This window comes from Streptomyces kryoterrae (assembly GCF_054072135.1).
The window spans coordinates 3,126,154-3,143,697 of record NZ_CM133358.1 but is presented as its reverse complement, the minus strand read 5'-3'; the positions used below and the strand labels follow the sequence as shown (position 1 = coordinate 3,143,697).

Sequence of the window (17,544 nt, the reverse complement as noted above, 5' to 3'; positions counted from 1 at the left end):
TGGTGTCAGATCAACGGCGAAGCACGGTCTCCCGCCCTCGCCCTCGGCCCCCGAAACCTGTACCCCGGCCCTCGGATCCCGCACCTCCACACACCGGGATCCGGGCCGCTCCCCGACAACACGGCAGCGGCCGTCCCCAACCCTACCGGCCCATATGTACGAGGGTCAGTGCTCAGGTGACTCAACAGCCGCCGAAGTGACCAGTTCTGTCAGTACTCCGTGGCAATCCTTGGGGTGCAGAAAAGTGATCCGGGACCCCATGGAGCCGCGCCGAGGCTCCTCGTACAGAACGCGTACGCCCTTGCTGCGGACGTCCGCGGCGTCCCCGTCCACATCTGCCGTACCGAAAGCGATGTGGTGCACTCCCTCCCCGTTCTTGGCGAGCCACTTGCCCACGGCGGAGTCCTCGCGGGTCGGCTCCAGGAGCTGGAGGTAGGAGGCGCCGCCGTCGTCCGTGTTGTTGATCTTCAGCATGGCCTCGCGCACGCCCTGCTCCTCGTTGACCTCGGAGTGGTACACCTCGAAGCCGTACGTGGCCCGGTAGAACTCGACAGTCGTGTCGAGGTCGAAACAGGCGATCCCGATGTGGTCGATTCGCGTCAGCATGATGTCAGTGCAGCGCTCCGGAGGCGGTTACGCAACGTGCGCGCGATCACACCGACGGCCCGATGACGACGGGACTACCGCTCAGTACATTCCTAGTAAACCCTCGTTCACACTCCTCAGCTCCCCAGCTGAAAGGGGATCGCACCTCATGTCAGGAACGAACAGCAGTACCTCGGTGATCGTCGCGGGCGCACGTACGCCCATGGGACGGTTGCTGGGCTCGCTGAAGACCTTCTCCGGAGCCGACCTCGGCGGCTTCGCGATCAAGGCCGCCCTCGACCGTGCGGGTATCGGTGGCGACCAGGTGCAGTACGTGATCATGGGCCAGGTCCTCCAGGCCGGCGCCGGCCAGATCCCGGCCCGCCAGGCCGCGGTCAAGGCCGGCATCCCGATGAACGTCCCGGCGCTGACCATCAACAAGGTGTGTCTGTCGGGCCTGGACGCGATCGCCCTGGCGGACCAGCTGATCCGCGCCGGCGAGTTCGACGTGATCGTGGCCGGTGGCCAGGAATCGATGACGAACGCCCCTCACCTGCTGCCCAAGTCCCGTGAGGGCTACAAGTACGGCGCGATCGAGATGCTCGACGCGATGGCGTACGACGGTCTCACCGACGCCTTCGAGAACATCGCCATGGGCGAGTCGACGGAGAAGCACAACACGCGTCTGGGCCTTCTGCGCCCCGAGCAGGACGAGATCGGGGCCCTCTCCCACCAGCGCGCGGCGGCGGCCCAGAAGAACGGCGTCTTCGAGGCGGAGATCACTCCGGTGGAGATCCCGCAGCGCAAGGGCGAACCGATCGTTTTCAGCCAGGACGAGGGCATCCGGGCGGAGACGACGGCGGAGTCGCTGGGCAAGCTGCGCCCGGCGTTCACGAAGGACGGCACGATCACGGCCGGCACGTCGTCGCAGATCTCGGACGGCGCGGCGGCCGTGGTGGTCATGAGCAGGGCGAAGGCGGAGGAACTCGGCCTGGAGTGGATCGCGGAGATCGGTGCCCACGGCAATGTGGCGGGCCCGGACAACTCCCTCCAGTCCCAGCCCTCAAACGCCATCCTGCACGCCCTCGAGAAGGAGGGCCTGGGGGTCGAGGATCTTGACCTGATCGAGATCAACGAGGCCTTCGCGGCGGTCGCGGTCCAGTCAATCAAGGACCTCGGGGTGTCCTCGGAACGGGTGAACGTCAACGGCGGTGCGATTGCCCTGGGCCACCCCATCGGGATGTCCGGCGCACGGCTCGTCCTGCACCTGGCCCTGGAACTGAAGCGGCGCGGCGGCGGCGTGGGCGCGGCGGCCCTGTGCGGGGGCGGCGGCCAGGGTGACGCGCTGATCGTTCGGGTACCCAGGGCGTAGGCGGTCGCGAGGCCGGCCGGTACGGCTCGTACGTCTGAGATCGGAACGGAGTCGTGATGCAGGACGTCCCCACGCTGGTGGCCCAGGCCAGAGAAGGCCGACCGCGGGCCGTGGCCCGGCTGATCTCCCTGGTGGAGGGGGCGTCCGGACAACTCCGCGAGGTCATGGCCGCGCTGGCCCCGCTGGCGGGCAACGCGTACGTGGTCGGCCTGACGGGATCGCCGGGCGTCGGCAAGTCGACGTCGACGTCGGCGCTGGTCACGGCGTACCGGCGGCAGGGCAGGCGGGTCGGCGTACTCGCCGTCGACCCGTCGTCGCCGTTCTCCGGCGGCGCGCTGCTCGGCGACCGGGTGCGGATGTCGGACCACGCGTCCGACCCGGGCGTCTACATCCGCTCGATGGCGACCCGGGGCCACCTCGGCGGCCTGGCCTGGGCCGCCCCGCAGGCGATCCGCGTGCTGGACGCGGCGGGCTGCGACGTGATCCTGGTCGAGACGGTGGGCGTGGGCCAGTCCGAGGTGGAGATCGCCGCGCAGGCCGACACCAGCGTGGTGCTCCTCGCGCCGGGGATGGGCGACGGCATCCAGGCGGCCAAGGCGGGAATCCTGGAGATCGGTGACGTGTACGTGGTCAACAAGGCGGACCGGGACGGCGCGCACTCCACCGCCCGCGAGCTGAACCACATGCTGGGCCTCGGTCAGTCCAGAGCACCCGGCGACTGGCGCCCCCCGATCGTGAAGACGGTCGCGTCGCGGTCGGAGGGCATCGACGAGCTGGTGGAGGCCCTGGAGAAGCACCGCGCGTGGATGGAGGAGCACGGCGTCCTCACCGAGCGCCGCCGTGCCCGCGCGTCCCACGAGGTCGAGACGATCGCCGTCACCACCCTCCGCGAACGCATCGGCGACCTGCGCGGCGACCGGCGGTTGGATGCGCTGGCGGAGCGGATCGTGGCGGGGGAGCTTGATCCCTACGGGGCGGCGGACGAACTGGTCGCGGGGCTGACGGACGGGTGAGGCCGATGCGGGGGTCCGGGGGCGGTAGCCCCCAGGGACGGGGCGGGTAGGGGCGGCGGGGGCGTTCTCAGTCGGTGTCGGAGTGGTCCCGCGTGACCTTGCCCGTGTCGAGGGCGACCTTCCATTCGCTCTCCCTGCCGTCCTGCACGGTCTCCACGCTCCACGCCACCGTGCCGTTCTCCTCGTCGGCGCCGACCTCGGTGACCGTGCCCTTCGCGGCGGCGCCGAGGGCGGCCTGCCGGGCGTCGAACTTCGCGCCCTTCAGCGCGGCCGACTCGGCGCGGTCCTCACTGTCACGGTCGGTGTCCTCGTCGCTGTCGCGCTGCGCCCCCAGCACCTTCCCCGCGCCCGAGACCTCGACGTCGTACTCGGCCCCGTCGCCCCGCACGACCTCCACACCCCATGTGCCGTCGTCCTCCGGCTCGGCGGAGGACGCGGTTCCCGGGGTGTGCCGCAGCGCGGCCGTGATGGCCTCGGCGGCGGTGATGCCGCTGCCGCGGACCACCGTACGGTCGTCCGCGGTGTCGTCGTCCCGGTCGGAGACCACCTGCACGTTCGCTCCCGTCCGGGGCCGTGCCGCCGTCTCGTCGTCGCCCGCCGCGAAGGCCGCGACGGTGCCGCCGGCCAGGGCGGTGGCGGTGAGGGTGGCGATGACGATGTTCCGCTTCATGGAGTTTCCTGCCTGTTCACTCAGTTCGGTCGGTTCAGCGGTGATTCGCTCCGCTTCGATGACGGGAACCAAGCTGCCCGACGCCGCCTGAAGCGGGCCTGAAGGCACCTGAAGGCGTCTTCAGGTTTGCTTTGCGACGCTGTACGCATGCGACTGTTGATCGTCGAGGACGAGAAGCGACTGGCCCTGTCGCTCGCCAAGGGCCTGACGGCAGAGGGCTACGCCGTGGACGTCGTCCACGACGGCCGCGAGGGCCTGCACCGGGCCACCGAGACGCCGTACGACCTGGTGATCCTCGACATCATGCTGCCCGGCCTCAACGGCTACCGCGTCTGCGCGGCCCTGCGCGCCGCCGGCCACGACGTACCGATCCTCATGCTCACCGCCAAGGACGGCGAGTACGACGAGGCGGAGGGGCTCGACACCGGCGCAGACGACTATCTGACCAAGCCCTTCTCCTACGTCGTCCTGGTCGCCCGCGTGAAGGCGCTGCTGCGCCGGCGCGGGTCGGCGGGGGCCTCGCCCGTCCATGTGGTCGGCGAGCTGACGGTCGACACCGCCGCCCACCGCGTCCACCTGGGCGAGAGCGAAGTCACCCTCACCGCGAAGGAGTTCGCCGTCCTGGAGCAGCTCGTCGTGCGGGCCGGCGAGGTGGTGTCCAAGGCGCGGATCCTGGAGCACGTCTGGGACTTCGCGTACGACGGCGACCCGAACATCGTCGAGGTGTACGTCAGCACACTGCGCCGGAAGCTCGGCGCCCCGTTGATCCGGACCGTGCGCGGCGCCGGGTACCGGCTGGAGGCGCCGAGGTGAGACGCGCTCTCGGCTCCGTACGGGCTCGGGCGACCATCGGCGCCAGCGTCGTCGTCGCGGTCGCGCTGGTCGCCGCCGGGACCGCCGTGCTGCTCTCCCTGTGGTCCAACCTCAGCGGCCAGGCCGGTACGCAGGCGGAACGGACCGCGCGGGCGGTCGCAGCGGACCTGGCGGCCGGGACGGCGTACGACAAGCTGTCGCTCGACGCCGACGACCGGCCCGTCCAGGTCGTCGACGCCGCCGGGAGGCTGGTCGCGGCCAGCGAGGACCTGGAGCGGATCAGCGGCACGGGTGTGGCGGCCGTGCGCCCGAAGGCCCCGGCCGACGACGGTTCCCTCTCACCCGGCGAGACGGACGAGGACGTCTCCTTCACCGACGGGTCCGCGACCGTCGACGGGGACGAGGCCGACTACCGGTTCGCGGCCGTACGGGTCGAGGTCGACGACAAGGGGACGCTCACCGTCCACGCAGGCGCGCCGCTCTCCGCCGAACAGAGCGCCGTCAGCACCGCGTTGACCGTCATGCTGATCGGGTTCCCGCTGCTGCTCGGCGTCGTCGCGGGCGTCACCTGGCTGGTCACCCGGCGCGCGCTGCGCCCCGTCGAGGGCATCCGGGCCGAGATGGCCGCGATCACCGCCTCCGAGGACCTGGCCCGACGCGTCCCGGTGCCGGACACGCACGACGAGGTGGCCAGGCTCGCCCGGACCACCAACGAGACACTGGCCGCCCTGGAGGCTTCCGTGGAACGCCAGCGCCGGTTCGTCGCCGACGCCTCGCACGAGCTGCGCAGCCCCATCGCCTCCCTGCGCACCCAGCTCGAAGTCGGTGCCGCGCACCCGGCGTTGCTGGACGTCGAGGGCGCAGTCGAGGACACCGTACGGCTGCAACGTCTCGCCGCCGACCTGCTGCTGCTCGCCCGGCTGGACGCGGGGGAGCGGCCGGCCGACGCGCGCTTCGACCTCGCGGAGCTGGTCCGCGAACAGGCGGAAGGCCGGGCAGGACTGACAGTCGAGGCAGGCGCCGTGGAAGTGGCCGGGTCCCGGACGCAGTTGGGGCGGCTGGTCGCCAATCTGCTGGACAACGCTCAGCGGCACGCCCGGTCGGCGGTCACCGTCTCCGTGCGGCGGGCGGGAGCGCGGGCCGTGGTCGAGGTCGCCGACGACGGGGACGGGGTGCCCGTGGAGGACCGGGAGCGGGTCTTCGAGCGGTTCGTGCGGCTCGACGCCGCCCGCAGCCGCGACGACGGCGGCGCCGGGCTCGGACTCGCCATCGCCCGGGATGTCGCCGTACGGCACGGCGGCACGCTGACCGTGCGTGAAACGACCGCAGGCGGAGCCCTGTTCGAGCTCCGCCTGCCGATCACCTGAACCGTCGAATCAGATTGCACAGGTCGCACAGGTCGCACAGGTCGCACAGGTCGCACAGGTCGCACAGGTCCTACGGCCGGCCCCGCTGGCCGCGCAGGTGCTGCGCGACCGGCTTGAGTGACGTGCTGAGCTCGGCCAGGGCCTCCGGGGTCAGCAGCTCGATGAAGTGCCGCCGCACGGACGCCACATGATGGGGCGCGACCTTGTTCATCGTCTCCATGCCCTGCTCGGTGAGCACCGCGAACAGGCCCCGCCGGTCGGACTCGCAGTTCTCGCGGCGGACCAGGTTCGCGTTCTCCATGCGGGTGATCTGGTGGGAGAGCCGGCTCTTGGACTGGAGGGTGGCGGACGCGAGGTCGCTCATCCGCATGCGCACATCGTCGGATTCGGAGAGGTTCACGAGGATCTCGTAGTCGTTCATCGTCAGGCCGAACGGTTGCAGGTCCTTTTCGAGCTGGTATGCCAACAACCTGTTGACCTCCAGGTGGGTGCGCCAGGCGCACTGCTCCGCGTCGGTCAGCCAGCTTGTGGCCGTCTCGGTCTCCATGAATGAAGTCTACCTAAAAGGTTGAAAGGCGAACTAGTGAGGGTGGCGTGACGGCGCGCACACGTTCGACGTCACACTCCGCAGACTACCGCTCACAGCCCGAAGCGACGCTGGAGGTCACCGAGCTGTCCGGGAAGGCGTGGTACACCCGGTTGCTGTGGATGACCTGCGGGAGCCCCACCGCCACCCGGCACTCCGGGCTCGTGCGGAACCACCCCCGTGGCCTGCTCGGCCATGAGTGTCTCGCTGGACTGGAGCAGCACCGTACCGGCCCCGACGAACTCGAACTGGTGCTCCTCGCCGGAGGCCCCGCCGATGCCCGTCATCGCACGTAGACCGCCCATCAGGCCCGTCATGTACCCATGGTCGTAGTGGTGGCAGGGGGAGGGGCAGTCGGCCCAGCCGACCAGGGCCTGCGGGTCCACCCGGATCGGGGGTTCCATGAACACCACCGGGCCGTTCGACGCGGCCACGAACTTGCCCGTTCCGATGAGGGTGAGGAAGCCGGGCACGATCGACTGCTTGAGCGCGAGAGTTGGCTGAAAAGCGAGAAGGTTGCCCGAGCGAATGGTCAGGTTGCCCTCCTCCAGATCGTATGAATTCACGTCGAAGGCCCGGTCGGCGAGGAGCATCTTGCCCGAACCCTCGGCCACGACCCAGTCGCTCGCGTGCAGAGGCGAATGAAAAGACGTACGGACAAGACGGTCCAGGCGGCCGTGTCCGATGCCGTTGAAGTCGATCGAGCCGTAGTAGGCGATCATCTTCCCCTTCTGCAGGAACCACTGGCTCCCCTTGAGCTCCACGCAGAAGGTGTAGTTGTTGACGTTGTCGTCGGACGGCAGCGTCATCGGGTCGTGGACGACGGGCCCCGCGCCCGGGTAGGTGGTCACAGCTTCTCCTCGGACGCCTGGACGTACACCGCACCGCTGCCGCTGAGCTCCAGCTGGAACGCCTCGCCCGAGCCGCGGCCCACCATGTCGCGCCAGCCGAGCGCGGTGGACAGTTTGTTGCGGACGTCGCCGTGGTGCGCGACGTACGCCTGCGGGTCGACGTGGACCGGGCGCTGGGGGGTGATCGGCACCTCGATCACCCCGCCGTGGGCCATGACGGCGACCGCGCCGTGCCCCTTGAGGGTGGTGGTGAACAGCCCCTGGCCGGTCACCTGCCCCCGGACCATGCCCATGACGCCGCCCTGCGAGCCCATGAACATCGTGCCCTGCTGGAGTGTGCCGTCGAAGGCGAGCAGACGGTCCGCCTCGACGCACAGCGTGTCCCCGGTGAGGCTGATGACCTGGATGTGGTGGCCGCCGTGCCCGAAGAGGACCGTGCCGCTGCCCTCGACGGTCATCAGCGGGGTGGCCTCATTGGCGACCCGGCGGCCGATCATCGACATGATCCCGCCCTGGCCGCCCTGCATGTTGGGCGTGAAGGACACCTCGCCCTTGTAGGCGAGCATCGCCCCGCGCTGACTGAAGACGCGCTGGCCGGGCATGACGGTCGCCTCGACCATCTTGGAGTTGATCTCACGGAAGGGCATGTCACACATCCCCGGCGATCGTGTTGCGCTCACTGGGCTGGACGTACACCAGGCCGTCGCCCTCGAAGCGGATCTGGAAGGCCTCGCCGCCGCCCTCGCCCATGAGCGTGCGGAACGTCACACCGGACTGGAAGGACTGCCGGACGTTGCCCTGGTGCGCGATGTACGCACCCGGGTCGACGGTCAGCGGGAACTGCGGGCTGACGCGCAGCACCACCGCCGGCCCGTCCGACATGATCGCCGCCTGGCCGTGTCCCTCGACGGTCGTCGTGAACAGGCCGTTGCCCTGTGAGGCGCCGCGCATCCCGGTGAAGGACGTGCCCGTGCGCAGGCCCGAGTCGGTCGCCAGCAGGTTGGTCGACTCGACGTACAACTTGTCCCCCTGGAGCCCGACAAGGTTGATCTCGGAGGCGCGGTCGGCGAACCAGCACGTCCCGTGCCCCTTCACCTCCATCAGTGTCATCTGCTCACCGGTGATCCGCCGGGTGACCATCCCGCGGATGCCCTCACCGCCGCCGCTGAGCTTCTTGAAGTCCATCTGCCCGTCGTACGCCACCATCGAGCCGTTCTTCGCCTTGACGGCGTCCCCGGTCATGTCGATGGCCAGCACCTTGCTGCCTTGAAGTCGAAACATCGCCACGGGGCGAAGGTAGCCCGCCGGGCACCCCCGGCAACAGATCCCGAAGGTGGAGATCGCCCCTGAACCTCCCCCTAGGGGCCGAACACGCGTCCGCACCCCCCGTCCCGGCCGCCCGCGCCGCCGATGTCACAATGGGCGAACGTTTGTGCATCCATTCACAAAGCGACCCCTCGCACCCCCCCCCGAAGGTGACCCGTGGACATCAAGACCGCCTCCGCCCTCCGCCGCCTGCGGCTGGTCTCGGCCCCCGAAGCCGTTTCCTTCCTTCTCCTGCTGGTCTGCTCGGTGCTGAAGCGGACCACGGACTTCAACGCGGTGCCCGTCATGGGCGCGGTCCACGGACTCCTCTTCGTCCTCTACGTGATCTTCTGGGCGGACGCCTGGAGCCGCGCCAAGTGGTCCCTGAAGACCGCCGCCCTCTACTTCGTCCTCTCCGTCCTCCCGACCGGCGGATTCTTCGCCGAGCGCAGGCTGCGCCGCGAGGCCGAGAACGCGGTCGACGCCGTCATCGCCTCCCGTGCCCGCCAGGAGCGGGACGGGGCGGTCAAATCATGATCGTCGCCTTCTCCGTGACGCCCCTCGGTGTCGGCGAGGACGTGGGGGAGTACGTCGCCGACGCCGTCCGCGTCGTCCGCGAATCCGGCCTCCCCAACCGCACCGACGCCATGTTCACGTCCATCGAAGGTGACTGGGACGAGGTCATGGACGTCGTCAGACGTGCCGTCGCCGCCGTGGAGGCACGCGCGCCGCGCGTCTCCCTCGTCCTCAAGGCGGACATCCGCCCCGGAGTGACCGACGGTCTGACCTCCAAGGTGGAGACGGTGGAGCGCCACCTCTCCGCGTAAACCGGCTCGGCGCGCGCTCACCCGTCCGGGCGTGCCCAGTTCGACTCGCCGTCATATCTCCACTTTGGTGGGGATATCGGCTTGTTCGATCACTGGAGGGCGCTGTGCGGCCGGAGGGCTACGACTACGACACCCACAGCCGGCTCGCCGGACCCCTCACCGAGGCCCCGGCCGGATCCCCGTACCAGGTGCGCTACACCTCGCTCCTCTCCCGCGAGCCACGCCGAATACGCGCCGTCCTGCTCATGACCCTCGCGCCCCTGCTCACCGGCGCCCTGCTCGTCTACCTCGTCTGGCCCACCCACTGGGTGGAGCGCGAGGCCGGTGAGAAGTGGATGGCCGATCTCGACATCGTGATGCTCGTCGCCATCGGGCTGATCGAGCTGTTCATGGTCGTCAACGTAGTGTCCATCGCCCACGCCACCCTGGTCGCCCGCGACCCGGTCCCCGTCGCACCCGAGTCCGGCACCCGCGTCGCCTTCCTCACCACGTACGTCCCCGGCAGGGAATCCCTCGCGATGGTCCGGGCCACCCTCGAAGGCGCGATCCGTGTCCACCACACCGGCCCCCTGGACGTCTGGCTCCTCGACGAGGGCGACGACGACCAGGCCTGGGCGCTCTGCGCCGAGCTGGGCGTACGGCACTTCAGCCGGTACGGGGTCCCCGAGTGGAACCGGGCCAAGGGCGTCCACCGGGCACGTACGAAGCACGGCAACTACAACGCGTGGATCGCCATGCACGGCGACGAGTACGACTTCTACGCCTCCGTCGACACCGACCACGTCCCGCTCCCCAACTTCCTGGAGCGGATGACGGGCTTCTTCCGCGACCCGGACGTCGCCTTCGTCGTCGGCCCCCAGGTGTACGGCAACTACACCCACCCCGTCACCAAGGCCGCCGAGTCGCAGCAGTTCCTCTTCCACGCGCTCATCCAGCGCGCCGGCAACCGCTACCGCGCCCCCATGTTCGTCGGCACCAACAACGTCGTACGCATCGCCGCAGTCAAACAGATCGGCGGACTGTACGACTCCATCACCGAGGACATGGCCACGGGCTTCGAGCTGCACCGCCGCCGCAATCCGCGCACCGGGCACTACTGGCGGTCCGTCTACACGCCCGACGTGCTCGCCGTCGGCGAGGGTCCCGCCTCCTGGACCGACTTCTTCACCCAGCAGACGCGGTGGTCGCGCGGCACGTACGAGACGCTCTTCAAGCAGTACGGGAAGGCGCTCTTCACCATGCCCCCGGGCCGGCTCTTCTCGTACACGCTCATGCTCGTCTACTACCCGATGACCGCCGTCAACTGGTTCCTCGGCATTCTGAGCTGCTTCCTCTTCCTCTGGTTCGGGGCCTCCGGCACCCAGGTCGCCGCCTCCGTCTGGCTGATGCTCTACAGCGACGCCGCCGCCCTCCAGATCGGGCTGTACCTGTGGAACCGGCGGCACAACGTCTCGCCCCACGAACCCGAGGGCTCCGGCGGCCTCGCCGGCATGGCGATGTCGGCGCTCTCCGCACCGATCTACCTGAAGTCCTTCGGCGCGGCCCTGCTCCGCCGCCCCAGCCGGTTCGTCGTCACGCCCAAGGGCGGGGACGCCAGCCCCGACCGGCTGTTCACCTTCCGCGTCCACCTCTTCTGGGCCGCGGTCCTGGCGACCTCACTGATCGCCTCCGTCCACCTCGGCCACACCCATGTGGCCATGCGCACCTGGGCCGTCCTCGCCATGGCGATCTCCCTCGCCCCGGTCGGGGTGTGGATCACCACCAGGCTCAAGGACCGCAGGGAGAGCAACGGAGAGCGCGAGGAACCCGTCGTCGCCACGAACACCGTCGCCCCGGTCTCCGGCACGCCGACAGGAGGCAACTAGGCCATGGCCTTCCAACCGTCGAAGAAGACCAAGAAGACCGTCCTGGGTATCGGGGGCGTCGCTCTCCTCGCCGGTCTCAACGCCCCCGCCGTGCTCGGCTTCGCCGGCGAGCGTTACCACGAGTACAAGATCGCCCAGCCCGGCTACCAGGCGAAGTACGGCTCCTGGAGCTCGATCGACATCCCCAGGAAGTTCCGCACCAACGCCATCCACGCGGCCCTGCTGCACACCGGCAAGGTCCTGATCGTCGCGGGCTCGGGGAACGAGCAGAAGAAGTTCGACAGGGGCTCGTTCGACACGATCCTCTGGGACCCGAGGACGGACACCTTCAAGAAGATCGCCACCCCCGACGACTTCTTCTGCGCCGGACACGCCCAACTCCCCGACGGACGGCTTCTGGTGGCCGGCGGCACCGCCCGCTACGAACTCCTCGACGGCGAGGTCGAGCGAGCCGGCGGCGGCATGCGCGTCAAGAACGAGAACCCCGACAAGCCGGTGGTCCTGAAGAAGGGCACCCGCTTCCGCTCGCCCGCCGGGGTCGAGTACATCAGCCGGTTCGACGTCACCGTCCCCGAGGCCGAGCGCACCCAGAAGATCACCTACAACGCGGCCGGGGTCATGCAGCCCTGGGTGACGAAGGTCGTCCCGAGCGAGGCCCGGGTCTTCGTCGAGGCGGCCGAGGCCGGGCCCGTGTCGATCACCGCCAAGCAGGCGCAGTACGAGATCGTCGGCCTGAAGGGCAAGGACGCCGACAACACGTACGGCCTCTCCGAGAAGATCACCATGGACAAGCAGGACTTCCAGGGGATCAGGGCGGCGTACGAGTTCGATCCGAAGGCCGAGAAGTACCTCCCCGTCGATCCGATGGACAAGGCCCGCTGGTACCCGACCCTCGTCGGTCTCGACGACGGACGGGTCCTGGCCGTCTCCGGGCTCGACGACGTCGGCGCGATCGACCCCGGGGACAACGAGATCTACGACCCGAGGACCAAGGAGTGGAGCCCGGGCCCCAAGCGCTACTTCCCCACCTACCCCGCCCTTTTCCTCACCAAGGGCGGCAAGTTGTTCTACCCGGCCTCCAACGCCGGTTACGGACCGGCGACGATGGGCCGCGCGCCGGGCCTCTGGGACCTGGAGAAGAACACCTTCGAGAAGGTGCTGGGCCTCACGGACGCCGACGAGACCGAGACGTCCGCCTCCGTCCTCCTCCCGCCCGCACAGGACCAGAAGGTGATGATCCTCGGCGGCGGAGGCGTCGGCGAGTCCAAGAAGGCGACGCGACGCACGGCCGTGGTCGACCTGAAGAAGGACAACCCGGTCTTCGAGCCCGGCCCCGACCTTCCCCAGGGCACCCGCTACCTGAACAGCGTCCTCATGCCGGACGACACGGTGTTCACGTCCAACGGCTCCGCCGACTACCGGGGCCGCAGCGGCAGCAACATCCTCAAGGCACAGTTCTACGACCCCAAGGCGAACGCGTTCCGTACGGCGGCCTCCCCGAGGGTGGGCCGCAACTACCACTCCGAGGCGCTGCTCCTGCCCGACGGCCGGGTCGCCACCTTCGGCTCCGACCCGCTCTACGACAACCAGCAGAACACCAAGCTCGGCCACTTCGAGCAGCGGATGGAGATCTTCACCCCGCCCGCGCTGCACAGGAACGGCAAGAACCGTCCCGTACTGGGGGACGGCCCCCAGGAGACCGACAAACTCGGCCGCGCGACTTTCGCCACCACCCACCCCGAGCGGATCGCGAAGGCGCGTCTGATGCGCCCCAGCGCGGTCACCCACACGACGGACGTCGAACAGCGCTCCATCGACCTCCCCCTCAGCAGGGACCGCACCTCGGTGACGGTCGACGTACCGAAGGACCGGACGCTCGTGCCGCCCGGCTGGTACATGCTGTTCGTGACGGACGCGAAGGGGACGCCGTCGGAGGCGAAGTGGCTCCAGGTGCGGTGAAGAGGCCTACTGGGTACGGGAGTTGCGGGCCGGCCCGAGCGTGTGCCGGTGACACCGGGTTCCCCGGCGCCCGCCCGGCCGGACCGAAGGGCGAGACGGGGCTGACCGCGATATGACCGGCCGGTAAGGTCTGGTGCCGTGCCGAAGCCGCTCAGTCTCCCCTTCGACCCCATCGCCCGCGCCGACGAACTGTGGAAGCAGCGCTGGGGAAACGTCCCGTCCATGGCCGCGATCACCTCGATCATGCGCGCGCAGCAGATCCTGCTCGCGGAGGTCGACGCGGTGGTGAAGCCGTACGGTCTGACGTTCGCGCGCTACGAGGCGCTGGTGCTGCTCACCTTCTCCAAGGCGGGCGAGCTGCCGATGTCCAAGATCGGTGAGCGTCTGATGGTCCACCCGACGTCGGTCACCAACACCGTGGACCGCCTCGTGAAGTCGGGCCTGGTCGCCAGGCGCCCCAACCCCAACGACGGCCGCGGCACCCTCGCCACCATTACCGAGAAGGGCCGCGAGGCGGTCGACGCGGCGACCCGCGACCTGATGGCGATGGACTTCGGCCTCGGTGTGTACGACGCGGAGGAGTGCGCGGAGATCTTCGCGATGCTGCGGCCGTTGCGGGTGTCGGCGAGCGACTTCGACGAGGAGTAGGGCCGCGGGGCGGCGGCGGGGCGGGGGTGCCGGGGTCGCCGGAAGATCACCGGAAACAGGTGGTTACGCTCGTACGCATGAAGAAGAGCGTGTTGACCCGCTACCGCGTCATGGCCTACGTCACCGGTGTGCTGCTGGTTCTGCTGACCCTCGGCGTGTTCGCCAAGTACGTGCTGGACATCGACGGCGCCGACGGCTTCACGAGCGTCGTCGGTATCGCGCACGGCTGGCTGTATGTCGTGTACCTGGTCTTCGCCTTCGATCTGGGCTCCAAGGCGAAGTGGCCGGTCCGCAAGCAACTGTGGGTCCTGCTCGCCGGCACCGTCCCCACCGCCGCGTTCTTCGTGGAGCGGAAGGTCAGCCACGAACTGGCGGGGCAGATCGTGGAGCCGACGCCGGTGGCCGCCAAGGCGTAACCGCCAAGGCGTAACCGCCACGTAGCCGCTACTGGTTGCGGCTCAGCCCCAGCACCAGCACCCGGGTGAACGCACCGGCCCACTCGGAGTCCACCGGCTCCGCGCTCACCAGCGTGCGGTGCACCACCGCGCCCGCCACCATGTCGAAGATCAGGTCGACTGTGCGGGCGGCCTCCTCCGGGTCCGACTCCGGGGGGAGTTCGCCGCGCTGCTGGGCGCGGGCGCGGCCTTCCAGGACCAGGCGCTTCTGGCGGTCCACGATCGACGCGCGGATGCGTTCCCGCAGGGCGTCGTCGTGCGTCGACTCCGCGACCACCGCCATCAGGCCGCTCTTCGTCTCCGGGCGCACCAGGATCGCCGCGAACTGGAGGACGACGCCCTCGATGTCGGCGGCGAGGCTGCCCCGGTCGGGCATCTCCAGTTCGTCGAAGAGGGCCGCCACCGCGTCGACGACCAGTTCGTTCTTGCCGGGCCAGCGGCGGTAGAGGGTCGTCTTCGCCACCCCCGCGCGCGTCGCCACGTCCCCCAACGTCAGCTTGGACCAGCCCAGTTCGACCAGCGCGTCCCGCGTCGCCGCCAAAATCGCGGTGTCCGCGGTGGCACTACGAGGGCGTCCCGTACGACTGACGGGCGTGCGGCTGCGGCTCTGCATGGCATGACCATAACCGGCCATTCCCCTCCTGAGAGGCCGTGAGGGAGGTCACTTCGGGGTGCTCCCGGGGCTGCTTCCCAGGAGGCCGCCACTGCCGTTACGCTACGACTCGTAGCGAAAGCGGTGACCATCGACCAGGACCGCATTTCACAACGCCTTTCACATGTGCGCGCCGAACGGGGGAGGATAGACGCATGCAGCCACGGAACATGTCCATGAGCGGGGTCGTCGACCTCGCCGCGGTGAAGGCGGCCCAGGAGGCCAAGTCGAAGGCGGAGCAGGCACGCGCCGAAGCCGCCCGGCAGGGCGGGGGAGGGGCCGTCTCACCGACCGACCTCGTCATCGACGTCGATGAGGCCGGGTTCGAACTCGACGTCCTGCAGCGGTCGACCGAGGTGCCCGTCGTCATCGACTTCTGGGCCGAGTGGTGCGAGCCGTGCAAGCAGCTCAGCCCCGTTCTCGAGCGGCTGGCCGTCGAGTACAACGGGCGCTTCGTCCTCGCCAAGGTCGACGTCGACGCCAACCAGATGCTGATGCAGCAGTTCGGCATCCAGGGGATCCCAGCCGTCTTCGCCGTTGTCGCCGGACAGGCCCTGCCCCTCTTCCAGGGTGCCGCCGGCGAACAGCAGATCCGCCAGACCCTCGATCAGCTCGTACAGGTCGCCGAACAGCGCTTCGGCCTCACCGGCCTCACCGGCCTCGTCGTCGACGCGGACGCCGAACCCGGCGACCGCCCCGCCCCCGCCCCCCTGGACCCGGTCGGGCCGTACGACGCGCTGCTCGAAGCCGCCGTGCAGGCCCTGGACGCGGGGGACCTGGGTGGCGCGGTGCAGGCGTACAAGAACGTGCTGAGTGACGACCCCGGGAACATGGAGGCCAAGCTCGGCCTCGTGCAGGCCGAGTTGCTCCAGCGGGTGCAGGGGGTCGATCCGCAGCAGGTCCGCAAGGACGCCGCCGAGAAGCCGGGGGACCCGACCGCGCAGATCGTCGCCGCCGACCTGGATCTGGTGGGCGGCCATGTCGAGGACGCGTTCGGGCGGCTCATCGAGACGGTGGGGCGCACGGCGGGCGACGACCGGGATGCCGTACGGCTGCGGCTGCTGGAGCTGTTCGAGGTCGTCGGCGCGGATGATCCGCGGGTCGCGGCTGCCCGGAGGGCTCTGGCCAGGGCGTTGTTCTGACCGGTCGGTCGGGGTGGGCGGCGGGTCACAGTTCGATCAGTGGTCTGACCTGTCGCTAAACATCACGCCGCGTGTTGTCGGCGTGAAAAATTTGTCGATCGAGTGCTCACGCGGCCGTACTTTGCCAAATCTTGGTAATTGCGGCCGCTGTTACTTGGAGTAAGCCAAGGGCGTCGCACTGTCGGGTTTGAGTCAGGAAGCGGACGGTTTGTCACCCCGATCGGGGCCACCCAGCGTTGCCGATCGACACCTGCGGGTCGTTGCTCGGTTATCTGCCCGTTACTAGCCAGTAACGAACCCCCTTGTGCGGGCGGCGAGAATGCACCACGATCGGCGTCGCTCGGTCCTATCCCGTACGCCGACAGCCAGTCGGCCGGACGGGAGTTGTTGGGTCCCCACCGAGCAGAGTCGGCGGCAGTGGCGCCGGCTCTCGGGCAGGGGGGTCTTCGCCTTCGGGTGGAGCCTGTCCGGCAAGGTTGCGTGTGATGTGCGTCAGGCGCGACCAGTGGTTGTCGCTCGGGGGTGATCGCCGGTGAGCTCGGGCGCTGTTCGCGCCGTCGAGCGCGGGCGCTCTCCTACACCGAGGACGTAGCACTTCTCCCATCCCTGCCCGGCTGAGCCGCCGTCATTGGGGCAGTCAGGGCCAGGAGATGTACGTCCGAGAAGGAGGAAATATGGAGTCCCAGGTGCGTGGCGGGACAAGATGGAAGCGCTTCGCTGTGGTCATGGTGCCCAGCGTTGCCGCTACGGCATGTATAGGTGTTGCCCTCGCGCAGGGTGCCCTCGCCGCTTCGTTCAGCGTTTCTGGCCAGTCGTTCAAGGTCAAGGCTGACTACATCCACGGCGAAGGCTTCTCGCAGTACGGCGCCATCGATATGGGCAGCCCGAAGAACAAGGAGAACACCCACCCGGTTGCGGTGTCGGCGTTCTCCGATGCCACTATCCAGAACATGTGCCAGTCGGTCGTCACGCCGAACATCCCGTTCTTCGGCACTGCCACGCTGCAGCTGAGGGCGGGCGACAGCAGCGACCCGGACAAGCAGGTGGCTGCCAAGAACCTGTACATCGACGTCGAGGATCTCGGTGCCGAGAAGGCTGTGTTCAACGGCATGGACATCGGCGTCCGCGCCGGTGACCTGAAGAACCCGGCCATGAAGGGCGGCGGGGAGCTGTCGGACCCCAACGGCTTCGGCCAGCAGGCGAAGTCAGTGGACCTGTACGGGGTGAAGCAGACGGCGTGGGCCACCACCGCCGGAACCTTCACGCTGCCGGGTCTGAGCATGAAGGTACTCACGGGTACCCACGAGTGCTACTAAGCACTCGGTGACGGGTGGGGGAGGCCGTGAGGCGCCCCCACCCGCTCCACTCCGATCGGGTCTTCGCGCACCGCACCCTGTCACTGGCGAACGACCCTCTCATCACAGCAACACCGCA

At 69.1% G+C, this 17,544-nt stretch carries 19 protein-coding genes; 12 read left to right on the top strand and 7 right to left on the bottom strand.

Translation table 11 applies throughout. From position 1 onward, the window contains the following. Nucleotides 1–165 precede the first annotated feature (165 nt). A complete protein-coding gene (gene mce / locus ACW4TU_RS13135; RefSeq protein ID WP_457427786.1) occupies nt 166–606 on the bottom strand; it encodes a methylmalonyl-CoA epimerase in 441 nt (146 codons plus the stop codon). Between the two features lie 148 nt (nt 607–754). Here mce and ACW4TU_RS13130 point away from each other — a divergent pair, with 148 nt between their 5' ends. Both ACW4TU_RS13130 and meaB read left to right on the top strand, forming a co-directional pair. Next, nucleotides 755–1,957 carry an acetyl-CoA C-acetyltransferase gene (locus ACW4TU_RS13130; RefSeq protein WP_457427784.1) on the top strand — a complete coding sequence of 401 codons (1,203 nt, stop codon included), beginning with the start codon at nt 755–757 and terminating at the stop codon, nt 1,955–1,957. Nucleotides 1,958–2,013: 56 nt separating this feature from the next. Further along, complete coding sequence (gene meaB / locus ACW4TU_RS13125) at nt 2,014–2,970, top strand: methylmalonyl Co-A mutase-associated GTPase MeaB (protein WP_457427782.1); 957 nt, start codon at nt 2,014–2,016, stop codon at nt 2,968–2,970. Nucleotides 2,971–3,037: 67 nt separating this feature from the next. On the opposite strand, the gene ACW4TU_RS13120 is transcribed toward meaB, so the two are convergent. Continuing rightward, nucleotides 3,038–3,640, bottom strand: coding sequence for a PepSY domain-containing protein (locus ACW4TU_RS13120; RefSeq protein WP_457427780.1), 603 nt, complete (start codon nt 3,638–3,640; stop codon nt 3,038–3,040). 147 nt (nt 3,641–3,787) lie between these two features. Here ACW4TU_RS13120 and ACW4TU_RS13115 point away from each other — a divergent pair, with 147 nt between their 5' ends. Continuing rightward, nucleotides 3,788–4,453, top strand: coding sequence for a response regulator transcription factor (locus ACW4TU_RS13115; protein ID WP_457427778.1), 666 nt, complete (start codon nt 3,788–3,790; stop codon nt 4,451–4,453). Then, complete coding sequence (locus ACW4TU_RS13110) at nt 4,450–5,820, top strand: sensor histidine kinase (RefSeq protein ID WP_457427776.1); 1,371 nt, start codon at nt 4,450–4,452, stop codon at nt 5,818–5,820. The genes ACW4TU_RS13115 and ACW4TU_RS13110 overlap by 4 nt, the downstream gene beginning before the upstream one ends. A gap of 70 nt (nt 5,821–5,890) precedes the next feature. Here ACW4TU_RS13110 and ACW4TU_RS13105 read toward each other — a convergent pair whose 3' ends face one another. From ACW4TU_RS13105 to ACW4TU_RS13090, 4 genes are all read right to left on the bottom strand, one after another. Beyond that, nucleotides 5,891–6,367 carry a MarR family winged helix-turn-helix transcriptional regulator gene (locus tag ACW4TU_RS13105; RefSeq protein WP_164409392.1) on the bottom strand — a complete coding sequence of 159 codons (477 nt, stop codon included), beginning with the start codon at nt 6,365–6,367 and terminating at the stop codon, nt 5,891–5,893. A gap of 92 nt (nt 6,368–6,459) precedes the next feature. After that, complete coding sequence (locus ACW4TU_RS13100) at nt 6,460–7,215, bottom strand: AIM24 family protein (protein WP_203730536.1); 756 nt, start codon at nt 7,213–7,215, stop codon at nt 6,460–6,462. A 38-nt stretch (nt 7,216–7,253) separates the two neighbouring features. Further along, complete coding sequence (locus ACW4TU_RS13095; RefSeq protein WP_457427774.1) at nt 7,254–7,904, bottom strand: AIM24 family protein; 651 nt, start codon at nt 7,902–7,904, stop codon at nt 7,254–7,256. Nucleotide 7,905: 1 nt separating this feature from the next. Next, the gene (locus ACW4TU_RS13090; protein ID WP_164315596.1) at nt 7,906–8,538 is read right to left on the bottom strand and encodes an AIM24 family protein; all 633 of its coding nucleotides are present in this window, start codon (nt 8,536–8,538) and stop codon (nt 7,906–7,908) included. Between the two features lie 201 nt (nt 8,539–8,739). Between ACW4TU_RS13090 and ACW4TU_RS13085 the strand changes: the two genes are divergently transcribed. The 6 genes from ACW4TU_RS13085 to ACW4TU_RS13060 all read left to right on the top strand — a co-directional run bounded on the left by ACW4TU_RS13085 (nt 8,740) and on the right by ACW4TU_RS13060 (nt 14,277). Further along, nucleotides 8,740–9,099 carry a DUF3817 domain-containing protein gene (locus tag ACW4TU_RS13085; RefSeq protein WP_457427772.1) on the top strand — a complete coding sequence of 120 codons (360 nt, stop codon included), beginning with the start codon at nt 8,740–8,742 and terminating at the stop codon, nt 9,097–9,099. Then, complete coding sequence (locus ACW4TU_RS13080) at nt 9,096–9,389, top strand: MTH1187 family thiamine-binding protein (protein WP_457427770.1); 294 nt, start codon at nt 9,096–9,098, stop codon at nt 9,387–9,389. The genes ACW4TU_RS13085 and ACW4TU_RS13080 overlap by 4 nt, the downstream gene beginning before the upstream one ends. Before the next feature lie 104 nt (nt 9,390–9,493). After that, a complete protein-coding gene (locus ACW4TU_RS13075; protein ID WP_457427768.1) occupies nt 9,494–11,254 on the top strand; it encodes a glycosyltransferase family 2 protein in 1,761 nt (586 codons plus the stop codon). Between the two features lie 3 nt (nt 11,255–11,257). Continuing rightward, on the top strand, nt 11,258–13,213 hold the full coding sequence (gene glxA, locus ACW4TU_RS13070) for a radical copper oxidase GlxA (RefSeq protein WP_457427766.1): 1,956 nt from the start codon (nt 11,258–11,260) through the stop codon (nt 13,211–13,213). A gap of 138 nt (nt 13,214–13,351) precedes the next feature. After that, the gene (locus ACW4TU_RS13065) at nt 13,352–13,861 is read left to right on the top strand and encodes a MarR family winged helix-turn-helix transcriptional regulator (protein ID WP_457427764.1); all 510 of its coding nucleotides are present in this window, start codon (nt 13,352–13,354) and stop codon (nt 13,859–13,861) included. Between the two features lie 77 nt (nt 13,862–13,938). Beyond that, complete coding sequence (locus ACW4TU_RS13060) at nt 13,939–14,277, top strand: DUF3817 domain-containing protein (RefSeq protein ID WP_457427762.1); 339 nt, start codon at nt 13,939–13,941, stop codon at nt 14,275–14,277. A 28-nt stretch (nt 14,278–14,305) separates the two neighbouring features. On the opposite strand, the gene ACW4TU_RS13055 is transcribed toward ACW4TU_RS13060, so the two are convergent. Beyond that, nucleotides 14,306–14,929 (bottom strand): TetR/AcrR family transcriptional regulator, encoded by a 624-nt coding sequence (locus ACW4TU_RS13055; RefSeq protein ID WP_457427760.1) that lies wholly within the window; start codon nt 14,927–14,929, stop codon nt 14,306–14,308. 194 nt (nt 14,930–15,123) lie between these two features. Here ACW4TU_RS13055 and ACW4TU_RS13050 point away from each other — a divergent pair, with 194 nt between their 5' ends. Next, nucleotides 15,124–16,110, top strand: a complete 987-nt coding sequence (locus tag ACW4TU_RS13050) for a tetratricopeptide repeat protein (protein ID WP_457427758.1) — start codon at nt 15,124–15,126, stop codon at nt 16,108–16,110. A 674-nt stretch (nt 16,111–16,784) separates the two neighbouring features. Further along, nucleotides 16,785–17,426 carry a DUF6230 family protein gene (locus ACW4TU_RS13045; RefSeq protein WP_457427756.1) on the top strand — a complete coding sequence of 214 codons (642 nt, stop codon included), beginning with the start codon at nt 16,785–16,787 and terminating at the stop codon, nt 17,424–17,426. The last annotated feature ends 118 nt before the right edge of the window (nt 17,427–17,544 follow it).